Annotated in this window: 22 protein-coding genes; 4 read left to right on the top strand and 18 right to left on the bottom strand. The window is 64.1% G+C overall.

The annotated features are described in order from the left end of the window. Nucleotides 1-144: 144 nt before the first annotated feature. The 15 genes from gspN to FLQ44_RS18500 all read right to left on the bottom strand — a co-directional run bounded on the left by gspN (nucleotide 145) and on the right by FLQ44_RS18500 (nucleotide 14,704). Entirely contained in the window at nucleotides 145-876 is a 732-nt protein-coding gene (gspN, locus tag FLQ44_RS18570; protein WP_147695546.1) for a type II secretion system protein N, read from the bottom strand. Next, entirely contained in the window at nucleotides 873-1,370 is a 498-nt protein-coding gene (locus FLQ44_RS18565; protein WP_170253035.1) for a type II secretion system protein M, read from the bottom strand. Before FLQ44_RS18565 ends, gspN begins: the two co-directional genes overlap by 4 nt. Continuing rightward, nucleotides 1,367-2,524, bottom strand: coding sequence for a type II secretion system protein GspL (gene gspL / locus FLQ44_RS18560; RefSeq protein ID WP_147695544.1), 1,158 nt, complete (start codon nucleotides 2,522-2,524; stop codon nucleotides 1,367-1,369). The genes FLQ44_RS18565 and gspL overlap by 4 nt, the downstream gene beginning before the upstream one ends. Next, entirely contained in the window at nucleotides 2,521-3,474 is a 954-nt protein-coding gene (gspK, locus tag FLQ44_RS18555; RefSeq protein ID WP_147695543.1) for a type II secretion system minor pseudopilin GspK, read from the bottom strand. The genes gspL and gspK overlap by 4 nt, the downstream gene beginning before the upstream one ends. After that, nucleotides 3,471-4,025, bottom strand: coding sequence for a type II secretion system protein GspJ (locus FLQ44_RS18550; RefSeq protein ID WP_147695682.1), 555 nt, complete (start codon nucleotides 4,023-4,025; stop codon nucleotides 3,471-3,473). Before FLQ44_RS18550 ends, gspK begins: the two co-directional genes overlap by 4 nt. Beyond that, nucleotides 4,022-4,399 carry a type II secretion system minor pseudopilin GspI gene (gene gspI / locus FLQ44_RS18545; protein ID WP_147695542.1) on the bottom strand — a complete coding sequence of 126 codons (378 nt, stop codon included), beginning with the start codon at nucleotides 4,397-4,399 and terminating at the stop codon, nucleotides 4,022-4,024. The genes FLQ44_RS18550 and gspI overlap by 4 nt, the downstream gene beginning before the upstream one ends. Beyond that, on the bottom strand, nucleotides 4,396-4,881 hold the full coding sequence (locus tag FLQ44_RS18540) for a type II secretion system protein (RefSeq protein WP_147695541.1): 486 nt from the start codon (nucleotides 4,879-4,881) through the stop codon (nucleotides 4,396-4,398). The genes gspI and FLQ44_RS18540 overlap by 4 nt, the downstream gene beginning before the upstream one ends. A 6-nt stretch (nucleotides 4,882-4,887) precedes the next feature. Then, a complete protein-coding gene (gspG, locus tag FLQ44_RS18535) occupies nucleotides 4,888-5,325 on the bottom strand; it encodes a type II secretion system major pseudopilin GspG (RefSeq protein ID WP_147695540.1) in 438 nt (145 codons plus the stop codon). A gap of 78 nt (nucleotides 5,326-5,403) precedes the next feature. Then, complete coding sequence (gene gspF / locus FLQ44_RS18530) at nucleotides 5,404-6,609, bottom strand: type II secretion system inner membrane protein GspF (RefSeq protein WP_147695539.1); 1,206 nt, start codon at nucleotides 6,607-6,609, stop codon at nucleotides 5,404-5,406. Between the two features lies 1 nt (nucleotide 6,610). After that, a complete protein-coding gene (gspE, locus tag FLQ44_RS18525; RefSeq protein ID WP_147695538.1) occupies nucleotides 6,611-8,065 on the bottom strand; it encodes a type II secretion system ATPase GspE in 1,455 nt (484 codons plus the stop codon). Beyond that, a complete protein-coding gene (gene gspD / locus FLQ44_RS18520) occupies nucleotides 8,062-10,125 on the bottom strand; it encodes a type II secretion system secretin GspD (protein WP_147695537.1) in 2,064 nt (687 codons plus the stop codon). The genes gspE and gspD overlap by 4 nt, the downstream gene beginning before the upstream one ends. 116 nt (nucleotides 10,126-10,241) lie before the next feature. After that, nucleotides 10,242-10,832, bottom strand: coding sequence for a hypothetical protein (locus tag FLQ44_RS18515; RefSeq protein ID WP_147695536.1), 591 nt, complete (start codon nucleotides 10,830-10,832; stop codon nucleotides 10,242-10,244). A 140-nt stretch (nucleotides 10,833-10,972) separates the two neighbouring features. Beyond that, nucleotides 10,973-12,757, bottom strand: coding sequence for an acyl-CoA dehydrogenase C-terminal domain-containing protein (locus tag FLQ44_RS18510; RefSeq protein ID WP_147695535.1), 1,785 nt, complete (start codon nucleotides 12,755-12,757; stop codon nucleotides 10,973-10,975). 261 nt (nucleotides 12,758-13,018) lie between these two features. Continuing rightward, nucleotides 13,019-13,951 carry an electron transfer flavoprotein subunit alpha/FixB family protein gene (locus FLQ44_RS18505; protein WP_147695534.1) on the bottom strand — a complete coding sequence of 311 codons (933 nt, stop codon included), beginning with the start codon at nucleotides 13,949-13,951 and terminating at the stop codon, nucleotides 13,019-13,021. Nucleotides 13,952-13,954: 3 nt separating this feature from the next. After that, on the bottom strand, nucleotides 13,955-14,704 hold the full coding sequence (locus tag FLQ44_RS18500; protein WP_017508248.1) for an electron transfer flavoprotein subunit beta/FixA family protein: 750 nt from the start codon (nucleotides 14,702-14,704) through the stop codon (nucleotides 13,955-13,957). Between the two features lie 304 nt (nucleotides 14,705-15,008). Here FLQ44_RS18500 and FLQ44_RS18495 point away from each other — a divergent pair, with 304 nt between their 5' ends. Both FLQ44_RS18495 and FLQ44_RS18490 read left to right on the top strand, forming a co-directional pair. Beyond that, nucleotides 15,009-15,428, top strand: coding sequence for a MaoC family dehydratase (locus tag FLQ44_RS18495; protein ID WP_147695533.1), 420 nt, complete (start codon nucleotides 15,009-15,011; stop codon nucleotides 15,426-15,428). A 1-nt stretch (nucleotide 15,429) separates the two neighbouring features. Then, nucleotides 15,430-15,888 (top strand): GNAT family N-acetyltransferase, encoded by a 459-nt coding sequence (locus FLQ44_RS18490; RefSeq protein ID WP_206208981.1) that lies wholly within the window; start codon nucleotides 15,430-15,432, stop codon nucleotides 15,886-15,888. 28 nt (nucleotides 15,889-15,916) lie between these two features. Here FLQ44_RS18490 and queG read toward each other — a convergent pair whose 3' ends face one another. Further along, entirely contained in the window at nucleotides 15,917-16,966 is a 1,050-nt protein-coding gene (queG, locus tag FLQ44_RS18485; protein WP_240801341.1) for a tRNA epoxyqueuosine(34) reductase QueG, read from the bottom strand. Between the two features lie 37 nt (nucleotides 16,967-17,003). Between queG and tsaE the strand changes: the two genes are divergently transcribed. Beyond that, complete coding sequence (gene tsaE, locus FLQ44_RS18480; protein WP_147695531.1) at nucleotides 17,004-17,495, top strand: tRNA (adenosine(37)-N6)-threonylcarbamoyltransferase complex ATPase subunit type 1 TsaE; 492 nt, start codon at nucleotides 17,004-17,006, stop codon at nucleotides 17,493-17,495. Next, a complete protein-coding gene (locus tag FLQ44_RS18475) occupies nucleotides 17,456-18,694 on the top strand; it encodes an N-acetylmuramoyl-L-alanine amidase (protein WP_147695530.1) in 1,239 nt (412 codons plus the stop codon). Before tsaE ends, FLQ44_RS18475 begins: the two co-directional genes overlap by 40 nt. Nucleotides 18,695-18,770: 76 nt before the next feature. Here the strand turns inward: FLQ44_RS18475 and yacG are convergent, their stop codons facing one another. Further along, the gene (gene yacG / locus FLQ44_RS18470) at nucleotides 18,771-18,956 is read right to left on the bottom strand and encodes a DNA gyrase inhibitor YacG (RefSeq protein ID WP_147682559.1); all 186 of its coding nucleotides are present in this window, start codon (nucleotides 18,954-18,956) and stop codon (nucleotides 18,771-18,773) included. Between the two features lie 2 nt (nucleotides 18,957-18,958). Further along, nucleotides 18,959-19,717, bottom strand: a complete 759-nt coding sequence (zapD, locus tag FLQ44_RS18465) for a cell division protein ZapD (RefSeq protein ID WP_147695529.1) — start codon at nucleotides 19,715-19,717, stop codon at nucleotides 18,959-18,961. Nucleotides 19,718-19,723 lie beyond the last annotated feature (6 nt).

Raw genomic sequence — 19,723 nt, 5'->3', positions numbered from 1 at the left:
CACGCCGCAGCGCTTGTCCCGTTCGGTTAAACTTTTCGATTATACCGCGATTTTGCGTTTTTTCAATGAGAAGACCGGTATTTTTTTGCTCAACTCAATAAAAACAATCACTTATATCAGCACGCGGCCAACTTGACGCCAGCGTCAATTTAGCCGCCACGCTACGCTATTTGGCCCATCAGGCTTGCCCAGCATCAATAAAACCGGTTTAAGCGCTTCGTATTGCGCCGGCTCGCTGCTGGCCGTGCCGGCAAACTGCAAGCCATTGGCGTCATAACGCCCCTGCCCCTGGATTTGCAGCGGCCCCTGCACGGTACGCATGGCCAGCTGCACCTGCTCGCCCAGGCCTTGTACATCCAGCGCGTAGCTGCCAAACGGCTGGATGCGCGACAGCGGCGAGCTGGCCGCGACCCATGCCAGCGCAGCCTGGCCCTCTACACGCCCAGCCTGCCATGCCATCTGCCCCAGCTGTAACTGTAGTTGGCCGCCCAGCCGCGCGCTGTGCCATTTCGATGAAAAGCCCGTCAGCGCCGCCACGGGCAGCTGCAGCTGCAGGTTTTGCAGCGCAACGCTACCGGCTTTCAGCTGCAGGCTGCCAGTCTGGCCGTCGGCGTCGATATCCCACTGCATGGCCAGGCTGCGCAGCGCGGCAGGCTGCCAGCGCCAGGCCAGCGTGCTCATGGGCAAGACCTCGCCCTGGCGGCCGGCGTACATCAGCTGGCCGCTACCCTGCCACAGCGTGCCCTTGGCCGATGCCAGCCGCCAGCGCCCTTCCGTGGCCGCGGCCAACCTGGCGTCCAGCAAACTGGCTGGCAGATGTGCCACGGCAGACAGCAAACCCACTACCACCAGCCCTACCCACCATGCGCGCTTCATGCCTCGCCCCCTGCGTGCACCAGCACGGCGTCCAGCTTTACCCGCCCTGTCGTGGTGGCGTCGGCCTGCAGGCGCAGCACCCGCACTTGCTGGCCGGCCAGCTGGCCACTGGCGCGCACCCAGTCGTCAAATGCCACCTCGCCCTGCACCCGCACGCCAAACTCGCCCTCGGCCTGCAGCTGCAAACCGGCCAGGCCGGCGTCACGCAGCAGTGGTGCCAGCATGGCTTGTAGCTCGGCGGCGGGCAGCGGTGCAACCTCGGCCTGCGGTTTCAGCCCCTGCGCCTCGCTGGCCAGCGTGGCCACCAGGCGTGCCTCGGCCTGCAGGCTGGCCACGCTATTAGGCAGCCGGGCAGACTGCTGGTGCGCCGGCACCCACAGCGCCAGATAGAACAAGGCGCCCCCCAGTACCAGGGCCATCAGCCCCAGCAGCCGCTGCTCGCGTGCAGAAAGCTGTTGCCAGCGCTGCATGGCCTGCGTTGTCAGCTTGTTCATGCCGGCTCCCTTGTCAGTACCCATTCACGCTGCCCTTGTTCATTCTGGCTGCTAGATAGCAGCCATTGCCGTGCGGCCAACTGTGCCTGCCAGGCTTGCGCCTGCTCGGTAGTCAGCGCCGGTGCCTGGAACGCCAGGCGGCCGCTGTCGTAGCGCAGCGACACCAGCTTGAGTTGGCCGCGGTTGACCTCGGCCAGCTGGGCCATGGCGGTCACCATATCGTCGCGTGCGGGCAGGCCGCGGCTAACGCGCAAACGGTCTACCGCCCGCAGCATGGGCAGTGCGCTGCTGCCGGCCACGGCTTGCGGCGCCCACGGCTGTACTTGCTGGCGGATCTGCTGCTGCAGGCTTTTCTTCTGCCAGGCGTACCAGCCCCACTGCCCGCAAGCCAGCAAGGTTTGCGCCAGCACCACGGCGGCAACGATAACGCCGGCACGCCGTAGCGTGGGGGCGAGTGCCCGCCACTGGCGGTCTGCGGCCAGCTCGCCGTGGGCAAAGTTCACCCCCACGGCACGCCCGTGCTGCCATTGCCAGGCCTCGCCCTGCTGTACCGGCCACGGCTCAGGCAAACCCGCTGGCCGCTCGCCCAACAGCAGCACCACGGCTGGTGGCGCAGTTGCGGCCAACCTGGGCAGCAATACCGCCACGCTGGCCGCTGGCAAAAAGCCGGCCTCGTCCAGCCCGCTGCGCAGCAGCCAGCCCTGCGGCTGTGCCGCCAGCACCCACTGCCCGGCGTTCGGCAGCGGCAGCAGGGTTTCTTCCGGCACGATGCGGTCGGCCAGCCGCCCCAGCTGGCGCAACATGGCCACGGCGCGGCGTACCGGCGCGGCCTCGCATACCGCCACGCTGCGGCGGCCATCGGCCAGCTTGCCGCCTACGGCGTACAGGTTGACCGCAGGGTCGTTCGCTAGCTGTTCTTCCAGCGCATAGCCAATAACCGCGGGCTTCAGCTCGCGCCCTGGCGGCAGCGCCACGGCGGTAAACAGGGTACTGCCGGCGGGCAATACCAGCTCCAGCTGGTCGGCACGTGGCCAGCCGGACGGGCTGCCATCGCCCTGCTGCAGGCACTGGCCCTGGCTACCCAGCAGCGCCCACGGCAGGCCGGGCTCGCTATCGGGCCAGCCCGGCCGCAGATATAGTCTCAATACACTCATGATTCCCCGTTGGTGGCCGGCGTCACCGGCACCACTCCTTCTTCTCGCCACAAGACCTTGCTGGCTTGTTCGTTACGCAACAGCAAAGCGTCTACCCGCAGCATGCTGCGCGGGTGGCGTATTTCACTTTGCAGCAGAAAATAGTCGCTACGCACACCGTACTCCACCGCCAGCGGCACCAGCCCGCCCGTAAGGCGCAGGCCAAAGTCGGCTTTGTCCTTGAAGTACGTGGTGGTGCGCTGGTTGATCAGCGCCTGCGCCTGGCCCCGCCCCAAGCCGGGCACCAGCGCCATCATCAGGGGCAGGCTGATGGTGTTCACATTCAAGGCGCTACGCTGCGGCAGTAGCGCCAGGTGCGGTGCCAGTTTGGCCAGCACCTGGCTGTCGTAGCCCTTTACCCAGCGCAGCTGGGCAAGCTTTTGTACGCTAGCGGCAGGTGGCATGGCATACGCAGGCTGCTGCGCGGCATACCAGGCGGCTTCGGCCCCTTGCGGGCGCTGCTCGTCGTCGGCATCCAGCCAGTCCAGCAGGGTATCGGCCAGGGCGGGCGGCAGCTGTAGCTGGGCCAGCAGGCGGCGGTACAGCTGCACTTGCGCTTCATCTTCCTTGCCATCCGGCAGCAGCAGGTTGTGTACGTTAAAGCGCCCTTGCGCGTCGTACAGCTGGCCGCTGATACGGGTACTTTCTGCCTCGGTTTGCGGCAGCGGCTGCGCCCACAGCTCGCCCAGGTAGTCCACCGCGCCGCCACTGCGCGCATCGAATGCCAGAATATCCCCGGCCCAGCCTACACCCGCGTCGGCAATCAGCCTGATTTCGGCACGGGCACGGTCGTTATCTGCCTGGCGCCACCACAGGCTTTGCTGCCACAACACGGTTGAGGCTGCGGTAGCGGCCAGGGCCACAATCAGCAGCGCCATGATGATGGCCATGCCTTGCTGCTGTGTTTTCATGGCAGCGCCCACACACGGTGGATGGTTTCATCACCGGGCACCACTACGCGCATTTCCAGTGCGCGCGGGTGCGGCGAGCCGGCATCCGCCGCGGGCCATTGCGGGTACCACTGGCCATTGGCGGCCAGCACGCGCCACTGCACACGGTAGTCACCGGCCAGTAGCGGCAGCGCCTCGCCATCGGGCGGGGTGGTGGCCGGGCCGGCTAGCCAGCCTAGCCCGGCCGCGGCGCGGTATTGCACGTATTCCTGCCCGTCCGGGTAGCGCGACGAGGCCAGCCGTAGCAGCAGCTGCTGGCCCTGCCCTGCTGGCTGCAGCTGCAGGGCAGGCTGTTGCTGCTCGCTGGGGGCTTGCCGCGGCAGGCGCTGCAGATCGGCTTCTACCCGGCGCAATACACGCGCCAGCTGCACCCAGCGCTCGCCGGTTTGCATGATGTGCTCGCGCGCGTTCAGCAGGTTGCCAAAGGCGCGGTAGCCCATCACGGTAAGAATGGCCAACAGGCTCATGGCCACCAGGATTTCAATCAGCGTCATGCCGAGCTGGCGCTTCATGGCTGCACCTCGGGGCTGCGCACAAAGCCGGTGATCTCGGCCAGCACATAGCGCTGGCTGCCCGGCTGCAATACCCGCAGCACCACTTTGCGGAAGTTGCCGTTTGGCGTGTCGCTGACTTCGCGCTCCCAGCGCAGGCGCCGGCCGTCACTTTCCATTTCGCCTTCCTGCAGGCCTGGGCCTGGCCACTCGCGCCGCGCCTGCATCAGGGCCAGCTGGTTTTGTGCCTCCCAGGTGGCGATCATGCGCTGCTTCATCTGCTCGCTATTGTCTGCCGCGACCCCGCTGGCGCGCAGCAGCGCGGCCAGCGCCACGGCCATGATGGCCAGCGCCACCAGCACCTCGAACAGGGTAAAACCGCCCTGCCGCCTCACGGTGCGGCCTCGACGGTGACGGTACCGACCGGCGAGAGCGTCACGCTACGCGCGCCGCTGTCGCCACGCAGGGTCAGCACCAGCGCCGGCGGGCGGCCATCCTGCCACAGGCGCACCGGGCCGCTGGCCGGGCGGCCATCTTGCAGCAGGCCATCACCGCGCAGCCCTTCCGGCAGCGCGTGGTCGGCAAAAAAAGCATCGGCACTGGGCTGCCAGCCGCCCTGGCTATCGGCCACGCGCCAGCGTGCGCCGCCTGTCTGCCAGTCCAGCGCCAGCGCCTCGCCCATTTCGGCGGCGTCCACGGCCTGCTCCAGCACCCGCGCCAGGCGGTAGCTTTCGTCTTCCAGCTGGCGATGCGTATCGGGGCGCAGGCTAAAGCTGACGGTAGTGGCCATCACACCAATGATGAGCAGCACCACCATCACCTCGATCAGCGTAAAGCCGCCTTGCGGCCAACGTTGGCCGCAGCCTGCGCGCATCATGCCGGTTTACAGCGCCCAGGAGCCGATATCGGCGTCGTTGCCTTCGCCACCAGGCTCGCCGTCGGCGCCCAGGCTCCAGATATCCACCTCGCCGTGGCTACCGGGCGCGGCGTACTGGTAGGGGTTGCCCCACGGGTCGTTAGGCAGGCGCTCCAGATAGCCACCCGGTTTCCAGTTTTTGGGGGCGGGGCCGCTGGCTGGCTTGCTCACCAGCGCCTGCAGGCCTTGCTCGGTAGTGGGGTAGCGCGTGTTATCCAGGCGGTAGAGCTTGAGGCCCTGCAGCATGGCGCCGATGTCCTGCTTGGCGGCCACGATACGCGCCTCGTCCGGGCGGCTCATCACCTTGGGCACCACCAGCGCGGCCAGCACGCCGAGGATGACGATCACCACCATGATCTCGATCAGGGTGAAGCCGCGCTGGGCGGCGTGTTTGATGTGTTTCATGCTTGCTCCTTGTATTGATTCATTACCCCGCGTACGGGCGCCCCCACCCACCGGATGAGGGCTGGTAGCACCTGGCGCTTACCTCACCATCTGGTTCATGTCGATAATCGGCATCATGATGGCCATCACGATCAGCAACACCAGCCCGCCCATCACCAGAATCAGTAGCGGCTCCATCAGCGTGGTGAAGGTGGCCAGTTTGCGCTCTACTTCTTGCTGCTGCTGTAGCGCGGCTCGGTCCAGCATGTCGGCCAGGCGGCCGCTGGCTTCGCCGCTGCCGATCAGGTGGATCAGCACCGGCGGAAACTGCCGCGTGCTGCCCAGCGCGCGCGACAGCGCCATGCCCTCGCGCACCTTGCTGGCGGTGTCGGCAATGGCGTCCTGCAGGGGGATGAGGCTGACGATGCCGCGCGCGGTGTCCAGCGCGGTCAGCAGCGGCACGCCGGAACCCACCAGAATCGACAGCGTGCTAGCCATACGCGCGGTATTGAGCGCCTGCAGCAGGCGGCCGATCACCGGCAGGCGCAACAGTTGGCCGTGCCAGGCGCGGCGTAGCGCCGGCACCTGCAGCATGCGCCAGCAGGCAGCGGCGGCGGCCACAATCAGCAACAGCAACACCACGCCCCAGTCGCGCAGAAAATGGCTGCTGGCCACCAGCATGCGCGTGAGCAGCGGCAGCGTTTGCTTGCTCTGGGCAAACACGCTCACCACCTGCGGCACCACATAGGCCATCAGGCCACCAACGACCAGCAGCGCCACCACGGTGACCACCGCCGGGTAGGCCATGGCCAGCGCCACTTTCTGCTGCGTGTGCTGGCGCTGGTCCAGGTAATGCGCCAGCTTGGCCATGACCTGCCCCAGGTGGCCGGACTGCTCGCCGCCCTGCACCAGCGAGCGGTACAGGCTATTGAACACGGCGGGTGCGCCGGCCAGTGCCTGCGCCAGTGATTTGCCTTCCAGGATATCGCTACGGATTTGCGCCAGCACGGCACGGGTACGCGGGTGCTCGCTTTGCTCGGCGATGGCGGTCAGGGCGCGCTCCAGTGGCAGGCCGGCGTCCAGTAGCGTCGCCAGCTGCTGGGTGAACATCACCAGCTCGGCGCGCGGCAGGCCACGCGCCAGTACCGAGTTCCCCTGGCGTGGTGCGGCCACGCTGTCGATTTCCAGTGGCAGCAGGCCGCGCTCGCGCAGCTGGGCGCGGGCAGCGCGGGCGGAGTCGGCCTCCAGCAGGCCGCCGTGTTCCTTGCCGGCGGCGTCGAGGGCGGTGTACTTGAATGCGGCCAACTCAGCTCCTCGTCACGCGCAGGATTTCTTCCAGGCTGGTCTCGCCGCCACGCACCCAGCGCAAGCCGTCGTCGCGCAGGCTGCGCATGCCGCAGGCAGTGGCGTGGGCACGCAGCTGGGCTTCGCTGGCGCGATCGTGAATCAGCTTTTGCAGCGTGTCGTCCACCTGCAGCAGCTCGTACACGCCGTAGCGGCCACGGTAGCCGCTGTTGCTGCAGGCCGGGCAGCCCGCCGGGCGGTAGTGCAATACGCCGGGCTCGCCGTCCAGCGGCAGCGGGTGCGGCTGCTTGCACTGCGGGCACAGGCGGCGCACCAGGCGCTGCGCCATCACACCCAGCAGGCTGGAGGCCAGCAAGAAGGGCTCGACACCCATATCAGTCAGGCGGGTAATGGCGCTGGCGGCGTCGTTGGTGTGCAGCGTGGCCAGCACCAGGTGGCCGGTGAGCGAGGCCTGCACCGCGATCTGCGCGGTTTCCAGGTCGCGGATTTCGCCGATCATCACCACGTCCGGGTCCTGGCGCAGGATGGCGCGCAGTGCCTTGGCAAAACTCATGTCGATCTTGGTATTCACCTGCGTCTGGCCTACGCCGTCCAGGTGGTATTCCACCGGGTCTTCCACCGTCATGATATTGGTGTGGCGCGCGTCCAGCCGCGATAGCGCGGCGTACAGCGTAGTGGTTTTGCCGGAGCCGGTGGGGCCGGTGACCAGCAAAATGCCGTGTGGCTGGCGGATCAGGCCATCCACCTGCCCCAGCGTGTCGGCGGCCATGCCCAGCGTGGCCAGGTCCAGCCGCGCCGCTTCTTTGTCCAGCAGGCGCAGCACTACGCGCTCGCCGTGGCTGGTGGGCAGCGTGGACACCCGCACGTCTACCGGGCGGCCGCCCAGGCGTAGCGAGATGCGGCCGTCTTGCGGCAGGCGTTTTTCGGCAATGTCCATGCTGGCCATGATCTTCAGGCGCGACACCATGGCGGCGTGCAAGGCGCGGTGCGGGGTAACCACGTCGCGCAGCGTGCCATCCAGGCGAAAGCGCACCAGGCTGCGGTCTTCGAAGGCTTCGATGTGGATGTCCGAGGCGCCATCACGCAGCGCCTGCGTCAACAGCGCGTTGATCATGCGGATAATGGGCGCATCGCCTTCGGACTCCAGCAGGTCTTCCACCTCGGGCAGCGAGTCCACCATGGCGTTCAGGTCCAGGCTGTCGCCGATGTCGTCCACCACCCCCGCCGCGCCGTCGCTGCGGTTGGCGTACAGGCTGGACAGGCGGCGGTCCAGCTCGTCTGCGGCCAACGTTTCCACCTGATCGGGGGCCGCGTGCAGGCGCAGCACTTCGCTGATGGCACTGGCGGGGGTCTGGCTGTCGACCAGCAGCACGCGGCCATCGGGGCCATCTTCCAGCACAATGCGCTGGCTACGGGCAAAAGCAAAACCCAGTACCGGGTGACGGGCCACGCTCATGGTTTGGCCACGCCCTGGCTGTCGGGCTGCGGTAGTTGGCCGCTTTGCTGCAGCTGCTGCAGCAGGCCGCCGGCCGGCGACGACTGGTAGGCGTCGGCCGCGTTCAGCGGCAGCTTGCCGTCCTGGCGCTGGCGGTCGCCTATTACGTAGTCGTAGCGGTCGCTGGCCAGGCCGCGCGCGCTGCCATCGTCACGCAGGATGGTGGGTTTGAGGAACACCATCAGGTTGGTTTTCTTGCGCTGCTTTTGCTGGTATTTGAATAGCCAGCCCAGCACCGGGATGTCGCCCAGCAGCGGTACTTTGTTTTCGCCGTCGCTGACCGACTCTTGTATCAGGCCGCCAATGGCCACGATGCTGCCATCGTCAACGGTGACGGTGGTTTCGATGGCACGTTTGTTGGTGGTGAGGCCGGCAGGGTTATTGCGGCTGGTTTCTTCTACCGACGACACTTCCTGCAGGATTTTCATCTTCACCAGGCCGCCTTCGGAAATCTGCGGCGTCAGCTTCAGCGTCAAGCCCACGTCCTTGCGCTCGTAGGTCTGGAACGGCGACGACACGCTGCTATTGTTGCTACCGCCATTGCCGGTATTGCTGTAGCTGCCGGTGAGAAACGGTACGTTCTGGCCAATGACGATCTTGGCTTCTTCGTTATCCATGGTCATCAGGTTGGGCGTGGACAGCACATTGCCTTCGGCTTCTTTTTCCAGCGCACGGGCCAGCAGGCCCAGGTTCAATATCTGGCCGATACCCGGTATGGTGACCGTGCCCTTGCTGATGCCCACCGTCAGGCCACTGCTACCGGCCAGCGCGCTGATGCCCGCGGTACCGCCGGTGGCCACGTTGAGGATGCCGGGGTTGCCGGTGGCGGGGAAATTGGTGCCACCTATCACGCTGGTGCCGCCATTACCCAGGCCGGAGAGCGACTGCCACTGCATACCGACTTCTTGCGCCCGCTCGGCAGACACCTCCACCACCAGCGCCTCGACAAACACTTGCGCGCGGCGGCGGTCCAGCATGTCGATCACGTTGCGCAGGTTCTGGTACATGGCGTCAGGCACGTTCATGATCAGCGCGTTGTTGGCCACATCCGCCTGGATAGTGCTACCCAGCGCGCCACTATTACTGTCAGTGGCCTTGGCTGTGCCAGACGCGTTGGCGGCCTGGCTGCTAGCCGGCGCGCTATTGCTGGCCGCCGGGGCATCGGCGGACAGCAGGCTGCGCAGCGTTTGCGCCACCCGCGTGGCCTCGGCATTGCGCAGGTACACCACGCGCACATTGGCACCGGCCTGGCTGGGCTGGTCTAGCAGGGTGAGCAGGTTTTTCACCTTGGCCAGGCGGCCACTGCTGTCGGCACGTACCAGCAGTACATTGCTGCGCGCATCCGGCACGATGGTGACACGGCCGCCGTCGGCAGCGTTGGCCGCACCGGTGCTGCCTTCCTGCAATAGCTTGTTCAGCTGGCTGGCCATCTCGATAGCCGAGGCATACTTCACCGGCAGCACCATGCTGTCTGCCGCGCTAGCACTTTCGATACTGTCGATGATGGCTTCGATACGGCGGATATTGTCGGCGTAGTCGGTGACCACCACCGCATTGGCCTGCGGCATGGCGGCTACGGTGTTATTGGGGGAAATAATGGGGCGGATCACCGGCACCAGCTGGTTGGCGCTGCCATGGCGCAGGATGAATACCTTGGTGATCAGGCGGTCGCCGTCGCCACGGCGCGCATTACCCACCCGTGCGTGCAGCTTGGCGTCGGCCTCCGGCACGATCTTGATCACGCCGTCGCCCTCTACCGCACTAAAGCCCTGCATGCGCAGGCTGGACAACAGTATCTGGTAGGACAGCTCGCGTGGCACCGGGCGCGCCGACACGATATTGACTGTGCCTTTTACGCGGGGGTCCAGCACGAAATTCTTGCCGGAAATCTCGCCGATGGCCTTCACCACGGTGTCGATATCCACATTGACGAAGTTCAGCATTACCGGCTCGTCGGGCGCGGCAAAAGCGTGGCAAGCAAACACCAGTGCCAGGGCACCGGCCAAACGGGCTATCTGCATGATTGTATCGATCTGCTTTTCTATTGTTCAGATACCGTGGCGTCTTGCACCACACCTGCTACGGCGCCAGCGTATCGCCAACGCAAAACTTCGATAAACACACTACCGCCTGCCACTCAGTCCTTCTGGACTGGCGCCTCCCTTGGCTGCAGGCTTTCTACCACCGCGGGCACGGCCGGCACGGGTGCGGGCATGACCGGCTGCACCGCGGGCGCACCAAACAACTGCGGCTGCGCTGGCACCACGCCAGGGGTCATGCCTTCCGGCACCGCCTGGCGGCTTAGCGCCACGCTCAGCTCCTGGCCATCCGGCTGGCGTAACACCACCCCGCTGCCATTTACCCTGAGCAGCAGCCACCCGCCCGGGGTCTTGTCGCCAGCGCGTACGGCTATTTTCTGGCCGTTTTCCAGCAAGATGGCAAAGTCCTGGCGCGAGCCCTGCCCGCCGCCCAGCACCCCCAGCACACTAACCGGCGGGGCGACCTGGCTGGCCGCCGCGTCTTGCATCGCACCAAACCACGACTGCTGCGCTACTGCCCCGGCTGCCGCCAGCGGCTGTGGCTGCGCCAGCACCCGCATGGCCGGTGCAGCAGGCCACATGGCCAACACGGTAGCAACCAGCCACCAGCAGGCAAACAATGCGGCCAACCAGGGCAATAGCGCTGGCAGGCGGGCAAGCTGTCGTAACGCACGTTGTGGCATGGACATGGGCGGGGCGTACCGAAAACGGGCAAAGGTGGAAGAGTAATGAAGCCAGCATGGATGGGCAAGCACCCTACACTGGCCGCATTGCCAGCATATGAAAAGCCCCCGTTCATTTGAAAGGGGGCTTTCGAGGGCAAGCAGGCTTAGAACAGCGCTGCGTCCAATGCCAGCACGCTATCGGCACCGCTAACGATGGCCGCGGCCAGGCCGCCGGTTTGCGGCAGCAGGTGCTCGGCGTAGAAGCGCGCGGTAATCTGCTTGGCTGCCAGGAAGTCGGCATCCACGCCTTCGTCGCCTTGCTGTGCTTTGGCGATCAGCGCGGCACGGCCCATCATCCAGCCGCCCAGCGTAATGCCCATCAGCTTCAGGAACGGTACCGAACCGGCTGCGGCCAACGCTGGCTGGCTGCCGAAGGTGCCGACGATGAAGTCCACGCAGCGCTCGGCATCTTTGGCAGAGGCTTCCAGGTTGGCCGCAATGCTGTCAAAGCCTGCAGCCGACAACTTGGCCACGGTGCTGCGGACTTCTTCCAGCAACCAGCGCGCGGTGGCGCCGTTTTCGCTGGCGGTCTTGCGGCCGATCAGGTCCAGCGCCTGGATACCGGTGGTACCTTCGTAGATGGCCGTAATGCGCGCGTCGCGGCAGTACTGCGCTACGCCGGTTTCCTCGATATAGCCCATGCCACCGTGAATCTGCATGCCCAGGCTGGTGATCTCGTTCGCCTGCTCGGTGTTCCAGCCTTTGACGATAGGAATCAGGAAATTCACCAGCGCCTGGTTTCGCGCGGCTTCGCTGGCTACCGGGTGACGAGCGGCACGGTCGAGCGCAGCGGCAGCGTAGAAGGCCAGCGCGCGCTGGGCCTCGATCTGCGCGCGCATGGTCATCAGCATGCGGCGTACATCGGGGTGCTGGATGATGGCCACACCAGCCGGGTCCGGGCTGCCTACCGCACGGCTTTGCACGCGGTCGCGGGCGTACTCAACGGCCTTCTGGTAGGCGCGTTCGGACACGGCCATGCCTTCGATGCCCACCCCCAGGCGGGCGTGGTTCATCATGGTGAACATATAGCCCAGGCCTTTATTGGCCTCGCCCACCAGGTAGCCGATGGCGCCGCCTTCGTCGCCAAAGCTCATCACCGCAGTAGGGCTGCCGTGAATGCCCAGCTTGTGTTCCAGCGATACGCAACGCACATCGTTACGTGCACCCAGGCTGCCATCGGCGTTCACCATGAACTTGGGCACGATAAACAGCGAGATGCCCTTCACGCCAGCCGGGGCGTCGGGCAGACGGGCCAGCACCAGGTGGACGATGTTGTCCGCCATGTCGTGCTCGCCCCAAGTAATGAAGATTTTCTGGCCGCTGATCTTGTAGCTGCCATCGCCTACCGGGATGGCCTTGCTGCGTACCTGGGCCAGGTCGGAGCCGGCTTGCGGCTCGGTCAGGTTCATGGTGCCGGTCCACTCGCCGGTAGACATGCGCGGCAGGTAGATGGCTTTCAGTTCGTCGGAGGCGTGGTGGTTGATGGCTTCGATCGCGCCCAGGGTCAGCATCGGCGCCAGCGAAAACGCCAGGTTGGCCGAGCACCACATTTCTTCTGCGGCCAAGGCCACCAGCGCCGGCAACCCTTGGCCGCCGAATTCGGCTGGCGCGCGCAGGCCTACCCAGCCGGCTTCCACGTATTGCTGCCAGGCTTCCTTGAAGCCTTCGGCGGCGGTAACGCTACAATCCGGCGACCACTTGGCGCCCTTGTCGCCCTGCTTGTTGATGGGGGCCAGCACGCCTTCGGCGAACTTGGCGCCTTCTTCCAGAATGGCGTCAACCAGCTCTACCGAGCAGTCTTCGTAGCCTGGCAGGCTGCACACGGCGGGCAGCTCGGCCAGCTCGTTCAGGGCAAAACGGATTTCCTTGGCGGGTGCCTTGTAGATCATGAGATTACTCCTCGATTAACTCGTCATCGTGCAAAAAAACCGGTCACCGATCCGGCTGATGGCAAGCCCACGCGGCGCAAGCAGCGTGCATTTCCCCAGACGAACCGGTAAACCGGTTTTCTTGTGTGGCGTGGCACCGTAGCACCACGCCTTGTTTTATGGTGAACCGGCTCACGACCCGCTACGCGTCGGCGATACGGCGTTGAAAACGCCTTGCTTCGCCTTGGCGCGCGGGATCGTGAGCAAATTCAAACAGCAATATTACTTGGACAGCTCAGCCAGCAGCTCGGGCACCACGGTGAACAGGTCACCCACGATGCCGTAGTCGGCTACCTGGAAGATCGGCGCTTCTTCATCCTTGTTGATCGCTACGATCACTTTGGAATCTTTCATGCCGGCCAGATGCTGGATGGCACCGGAAATGCCCACGGCTATGTACAGCTGCGGGGCCACGACTTTGCCAGTCTGGCCTACCTGGTAGTCGTTTGGTGCGTAGCCGGCATCGACCGCAGCGCGCGAGGCACCCACGGCAGCGCCCAGCTTGTCGGCCAGCGGCTCGATCACCGCCTTGAACTGCACATCCGAACCCAGCGCACGGCCACCGGAGACGATGATCTTGGCAGCGCCCAGCTCCGGGCGGTCGGACTTGGTCAGCTCCTGGCCCACGAAGGACGACAGGGTGGCGTCGGCTGCAGCAGCAATGCTTTCCACGTTGGCCGCACCGCCTTGTGCCGCCGCTTCGAAGGCAGTGGTACGTACGGTGATCACCTTGATGGCATCGGCAGACTGCACGGTGGCCAGCACGTTGCCGGCGTATACCGGGCGCACGAAGGTATCGGCAGACTCGATAGCGATAATGTCGGAGATCTGGGCTACGTCCAGCAGCGCGGCAACGCGCGGCAGCAGGTTTTTGCCGTAGGAGGTCGCCGGGGCCAGCACGTGGCTGTAACCGGACGCCAGGCCCACCACCAGCGGGGCCAGGTTTTCGGCCAGGCCATGCGCGTAGGCGGCGTTGTCGGCCAGCAGTACCTTGACCACACCGGCCAAAGCCTTGGCCGCATCGGCAGCAGCAGCGGCGTTGTGGCCGGCTACCAGCACGTGTACCTCGCCCAGCTTGGCAGCGGCGGTAACGGTATTGAGGGTGCCTGCTTTCAGGCTCTGGTTGTCGTGTTCAGCGATAACGAGAATAGCCATGGCTTACAGCACCTTTGCGTCGTTTTTCAGTTTGGCTACCAGCTCGGCAGCATTGGCAACCTTGATACCGGCGGAGCGCTTGGCTGGCTCGGCCACTTTCAGGGTTTTCAGGCGCGGGGTCACGTCTACGCCCAGGTCGGCCGGGGTGGTTTTATCCAGCGGCTTTTTCTTGGCGGCCATGATGTTTGGCAGCTTCACGTAGCGCGGCTCGTTCAGGCGCAGGTCGGTGGTCACCACGGCTGGCAGGCGCAGCTTGATGGTTTCCAGGCCGCCGTCCACTTCGCGGGTAACGTCGATGGTTTCTGCAGCCACGTCTACCTTGGAGGCAAACGTACCCTGACCCCAGCCCAGCAGGGCGGCCGCCATCTGGCCGGTCTGGTTGGCATCGTCGTCGATCGCCTGTTTGCCCACGATCAGCAGCTGTGGCTGCTCTTTGTCGGCCACGGCTTTCAGCAGCTTGGCCACGGCCAGCGGCTGCAGCTCGGCGTCGGTTTCTACCAGAATGGCACGGTCGGCGCCCATGGCCAGGGCAGTGCGCAGGGTTTCTTCACACTGCTTCACACCCATGGATACCACGACGATTTCGGAAACCTTGCCGGCCTCTTTCAGGCGTACAGCCTCTTCCACGGCGATTTCGTCAAACGGGTTCATCGACATCTTGACGTTGGCCACATCCACATCCGTGCCATCGGCTTTGACGCGCACTTTCACGTTGTAATCGACAACGCGTTTCACAGCGACTAGAGCTTTCATATTCCTCCAGCAGACTCTTCAGGTTTCAACGACTCGCCGATACTGCAGCAGGCGCTTTATTGATGCTAGCACCACACTTTAATCAAACGAGCGTTTAATTGGTAGACTGACGACAATAAAAATGCAGTACAACAGGGGTGTGCAGATATTACGCCATTTCCCCGTAATTTGCATTTGGGGCAAAGCGTGTCAGAATGCAGCGCAATATTGAGCATGTCATAAGCAGAAAAACAGGCAGGAACATCGCAAAAGCAGTGCCGGCAGTGGGCTGGCGCTGCAACCAGCAGCCCGCAAAGGAGTTTTCATGACAGTTTATTTCGAAGACATCAAGCTTGGCGACACCGCCGAGTACGCCAAAACCATTACCGAAGCCGACATCCTGATGTTCAGCGCGGTATCCGGTGACGACAACCCGGTGCACATCAATCAGGAATACGCCGAAAACTCGATGTTCCAGACCCGCATCGCGCACGGCATGCTCACCGCCAGCCTGATTTCTACCGTAGTGGGCACCCGCCTGCCGGGCAACGGCACCATTTACCTGTCGCAATCTACCCGCTTCAAAGCGCCGGTGAAGATTGGCGAAACCGTCACCGCCCGCGTGACGGTAACCGAGCTGGACCCCGTCAAGAAGCGTGTGAAGTTTGCTACCGTCTGCCTGGTAAAGGGCAAAGCCATCCTGGAAGGTGAGTCGCTGGTGATCGCCCCGTCGCGCGAAGCTTGATATGGGCAGCCTGCAGCTTATCCCGCTGACGGATGACGCAGGGCAGATCATCGAGCCCGAGCTGCTGCAAAGTGCAGCGGCACTGCACCGGCAGCTGCGCCCCATGCTGCCGGAAGAAGGCGTGGCCTACCTGATAAAAATGCAGCGCGTATGCCGCTACGGCGCCCGCCTGGTGCTGGCGTGTAACGACCAGGGCCAGCCACTGGGCCTGGCGCTGTACCGCTTGTACGAAAATACCTACGAAGACCTGCGGCTGTACGTGGACGACCTGGTTACCGACGAGGCCGCCCGCTCGCAAGGCGTGGGCAGCCAGCTGCTAGCCTGGTGCGAAGCGCGTGCCAAGGCAGCAGGCTGTAGCTATATCGTGCTGGACTCTGGCACCTGGCGTACCCAGGCGCACAAGCTGTACTTCCGCCTGGGCTTTGTGATTTCTTCGTTTCACTTCACCAAAGCCCTGTAATACCCAGGTTGGCCGCATGCGGCCAACCTTACGCCTTTGGCGCCCTGCCACGCTGCTGCTGCAGCGCCCACTGCACCGACTCCCGCAGCACCCCCTCCTCTGCCTGGCTCTGCTGTTGCAGTGCAGCCACAATGTCTGCGCTGTACGGGGCATTGCCAAGCGCAATGGCAATATTGGATAGCCACTTGCTGTAACCGATACGGTAAATCGGGCTGCCCGCCATGCGCTGCTGAAAGTCTTGCTCGCGCCAGGCAAACAGCGACAGCAAGCTGACTGCATCCAGGCCATGGCGTACGGCAAAGTCGGCCTCGGCGGTAGGCACGGCAAAGCGGTTCCACGGGCACACCAGCTGGCAGTCGTCGCAGCCATAAATGCGGTTGCCGATGAGCGGGCGCAGCGGCTCGGGGATGGCGCCTTTCAGCTCGATGGTGAGGTAAGAAATGCAGCGCCGCGCATCCACGGTATACGGCGCCACAATCGCCCCGGTGGGGCAGGCATCGATACAGCGGGTACAGCTGCCACAGTGCCCCTCTTCTGACGGGTCTTCCGGCAAGGGCAAGTTGGTCAGGATTTCGCCCAGGAAAAACAGCGAGCCCTGCTTTTTGTTAAGCAGCAGGGTGTGCTTGCCGCGCCAGCCCTGCCCTGCCTGCGCCGCCAGCGCCACCTCGGCCAGCGGTGCGCTATCGGTAAACACGCGAAACTGGTGCTCGGGCACCGCCGCGCTGATCTGCTCTGCCAGCTTCTGCAGCCGGTTACGCAGCACCTTGTGATAGTCACGCCCCAGCGCGTAGCGCGAGATATAGGCCTGCCCCGGCTGCTGCAATACCGCCTCGGCATCGGCGGCCGGCTGCGGCCAATAGTGCATGCGCAGGCTGATCACGCGCAGGGTACCCGGTACCAGCTCGGCCGGGCGCACCCGCAGTGCACCATGGCGTGCCATGTAGTCCATCTCGCCGTGATAAGCTGCGGCCAACCAGCCGGCCAGCTGCTGTTCGGCCTCGGGTGGCAGCGCCGCCCGCGTGATGCGCGCCTCGGCAAAGCCCAGGTCCTGCGCCCACTGCTTGATTTGGCTGGCCAAATAGCGATAATTCTCGTTTTTACAGGATATTCCACTCATGGCAACGGATGATACCAGTGTCGGCGCCGGCTACCTTGCCGATGAAGCCGCTACTTTGCAGCTGGGCCGTCAGCTAGCCGGTGCACTGTCTGGCGGGCTGCAGCTGCAGCTGGATGGCGACCTGGGCGCAGGCAAAACCACGTTCACGCGCGGCCTGCTGCAGGGCCTGGGCTATAGCGGGCGGGTAAAAAGCCCGACCTATACCCTGGTAGAAAGCTACCCGCTGCCTGCACTCACCCTGCACCATTTTGACCTGTACCGCTTTAACGACCCGGAAGAATGGTACGACGCCGGCTTTGCCGACTACTTTGCCGACGATACCGTCTGCGTTATCGAATGGCCCGACAAAGCCAGCGGGGTACTGCCAGAGCCGGATCTGGTACTGAAACTTAGTGTGGATGGCGATGGTCGCAGTTATCGCCTTCATGCCCACAGTGAAACAGGACACGTATGTCTCAAGCACTTCATGACGCACTGCGCCGCAAGCTGATCGGCGCGGCAGCGGCCACCTTTTTGCTCACCGTCAGCCGTGCCGGCCTGGCTGCCAGCAGCCAGATCGTGGCAGTACGGGTGTGGCCATCGTCTACCTATACCCGCCTGACCATCGAGGCGGGTAGCGATATCCGCTACAAACACTTTGCCCTGGCCAACCCGAACCGCCTGGTCATCGACCTGGAAGACGTGCAGCTCACCGGCGTACTGCAAGACATCGGTGGCCAGATCCAGTCTGCCGACCCGTTTATCCGCACGGCACGCGCCGGCCAGTTCAACGGCAACACCGTGCGCCTGGTGCTGGACCTGCGCAACGAGGTAAAGCCGCAGATTTTCTCGCTCAAACCGGTGGGCGAATACCAGCACCGCCTGGTAGTTGACCTGTACCCGTCCAACGCGCAGCAGGATGACCCGCTGCTGGCCCTGCTGCAGGACTACAACAAAGGCCAGCTGGACAACAACGCCCCGCGCGGCAACAAGGGCAAGACCGACCCGGCCCGCCCGGTGGTGATCATGATCGACCCGGGCCACGGCGGCGAAGACCCTGGCGCGGTAGGCCCCAGCGGCACACGTGAAAAAGACGTGGTATTGCGCATCAGCCGTCAGCTGAAAAAGCTGGTGGATGCCGAAAAGAACATGAAAGCCTACCTGACGCGCGACGAGGATGTGTTCCTGCCGCTGGGCGTGCGCGTGGCCAAAGCGCGCAAGATCGGCGCCGACCTGTTTATCTCGGTACACGCCGACGCGGTAGAAAACCGCACCGCGCGCGGCTCATCGGTATTTGCCCTGTCGGAAAACGGCGCCACCAGTACCATGGCGCGCCTGCTGGCCAAAACACAGAACGATGCCGACATGATTGGCGGGGTAAAAATTGCCGGCAAGGACAAATACCTGGCGCACACCCTGTTCGACCTGACCCAGACTGCCACCATCAACGACAGCCTGAAGCTGGGCAAAGCCGTGCTGGGCAAAATGGGCGGCCTGAACAAGCTGCACAAGGACAAGGTAGAACAAGCCGGTTTTGCCGTGCTGAAGGCGCCGGATATTCCCTCCATCCTGGTAGAAACGGCCTTCATCAGCCACCCGGAAGAAGAGCGCAAGCTGGTAGACCCGGCGTTTCAGCAGGACATGGCCGAGGCCATCATGTCCGGCGTACGCACCTACTTTGCCCAGGGCGCGGTCATCGCGCGTACCTGAGGTTGGCCGCATCTGGCCAGCCATGAAAAAAGCGCTGCCTGGGCAGCGCTTTTGCTTTTGTGCGGCACAATACAGCCTAGAGCGAGTCCAGCTCTTTCATCGGGTCATCGCCGGACACCGGCACGCGGTATTCTTCGTTGGCCCACTGGCCCAGGTCTATCAAGCGGCAGCGTTCGCTGCAAAAGGGGCGGAACGGGCTTTGCGGCCCCCACGGCACAGCTGCCTTGCACTGCGGGCAGGCCACGGTACGTGTTGTTGTCATGGTCAAAACTTGCAATAGGTCAGGGAGAAATCCACATCATCCTCTACCTGGCGCGAACGCACTTCGCCGGTGGCAGCATGGATGAAACGGACATTGATGGCGTATTTGTTGGCCGATACTTCCGGCACGATCTGCAAGCTACGGTCGAAACCCACACGGATCAGCTGCACGACCTTGCCGCCGGACATTTGCTGGAACGCGCCGCGCCGGGCGGTGTAGGGGTGGGTTTTACCGCTATCACGCAGCAGTTTAAGCAGAATGTTGGCCGCAGCGGCCGTGGGCATCAGCGGCGCAGCCCAGCGCTGCAGGTCTGCACGGCGCTGCTCGCTATCATGCTGCAACCACAAGTGGTACGACGGCAGATCATACTGGCAGGTACCGCCAGGAATCACAGAGCGCTGCTTGATGGCCATCAGCCATTCGTTCTCGCGCAGGTGCTGGCCAAACTTGCCGGTGATCTCCAGCAGGCTGCTCATGGTGCGCTCGATCTCTTCCAGCTGCGATTCCAGCGCTTCTTGCTGCACAACCGGGTTATCACGCAGCGATTCGAGGTTCAGCTTCTGACGCTCCAGCTCTTGCAGCAGGTCAGACTTCAGCTCGGTACGCCCGGCAGCCTCCAGCACCTCGAACAGCGACATCAGCGCAGCATGGTGCGCATAGCTTTCTTGCTGGGCAATGAAAAACACCAGACGCTGGTATACCTGCTCCAGTCGAAGCAAAGTGCGAGTACGTTCTACTAAGGGAAACTCGAAACTGGTCACAGCAGC

Origin of the sequence: Vogesella mureinivorans (genome assembly GCF_007644035.1) — a bacterium.
Lineage (GTDB): Bacteria > Pseudomonadota > Gammaproteobacteria > Burkholderiales > Chromobacteriaceae > Vogesella > Vogesella mureinivorans.
This window is presented reverse-complemented; position numbering and strand designations above follow the sequence as displayed.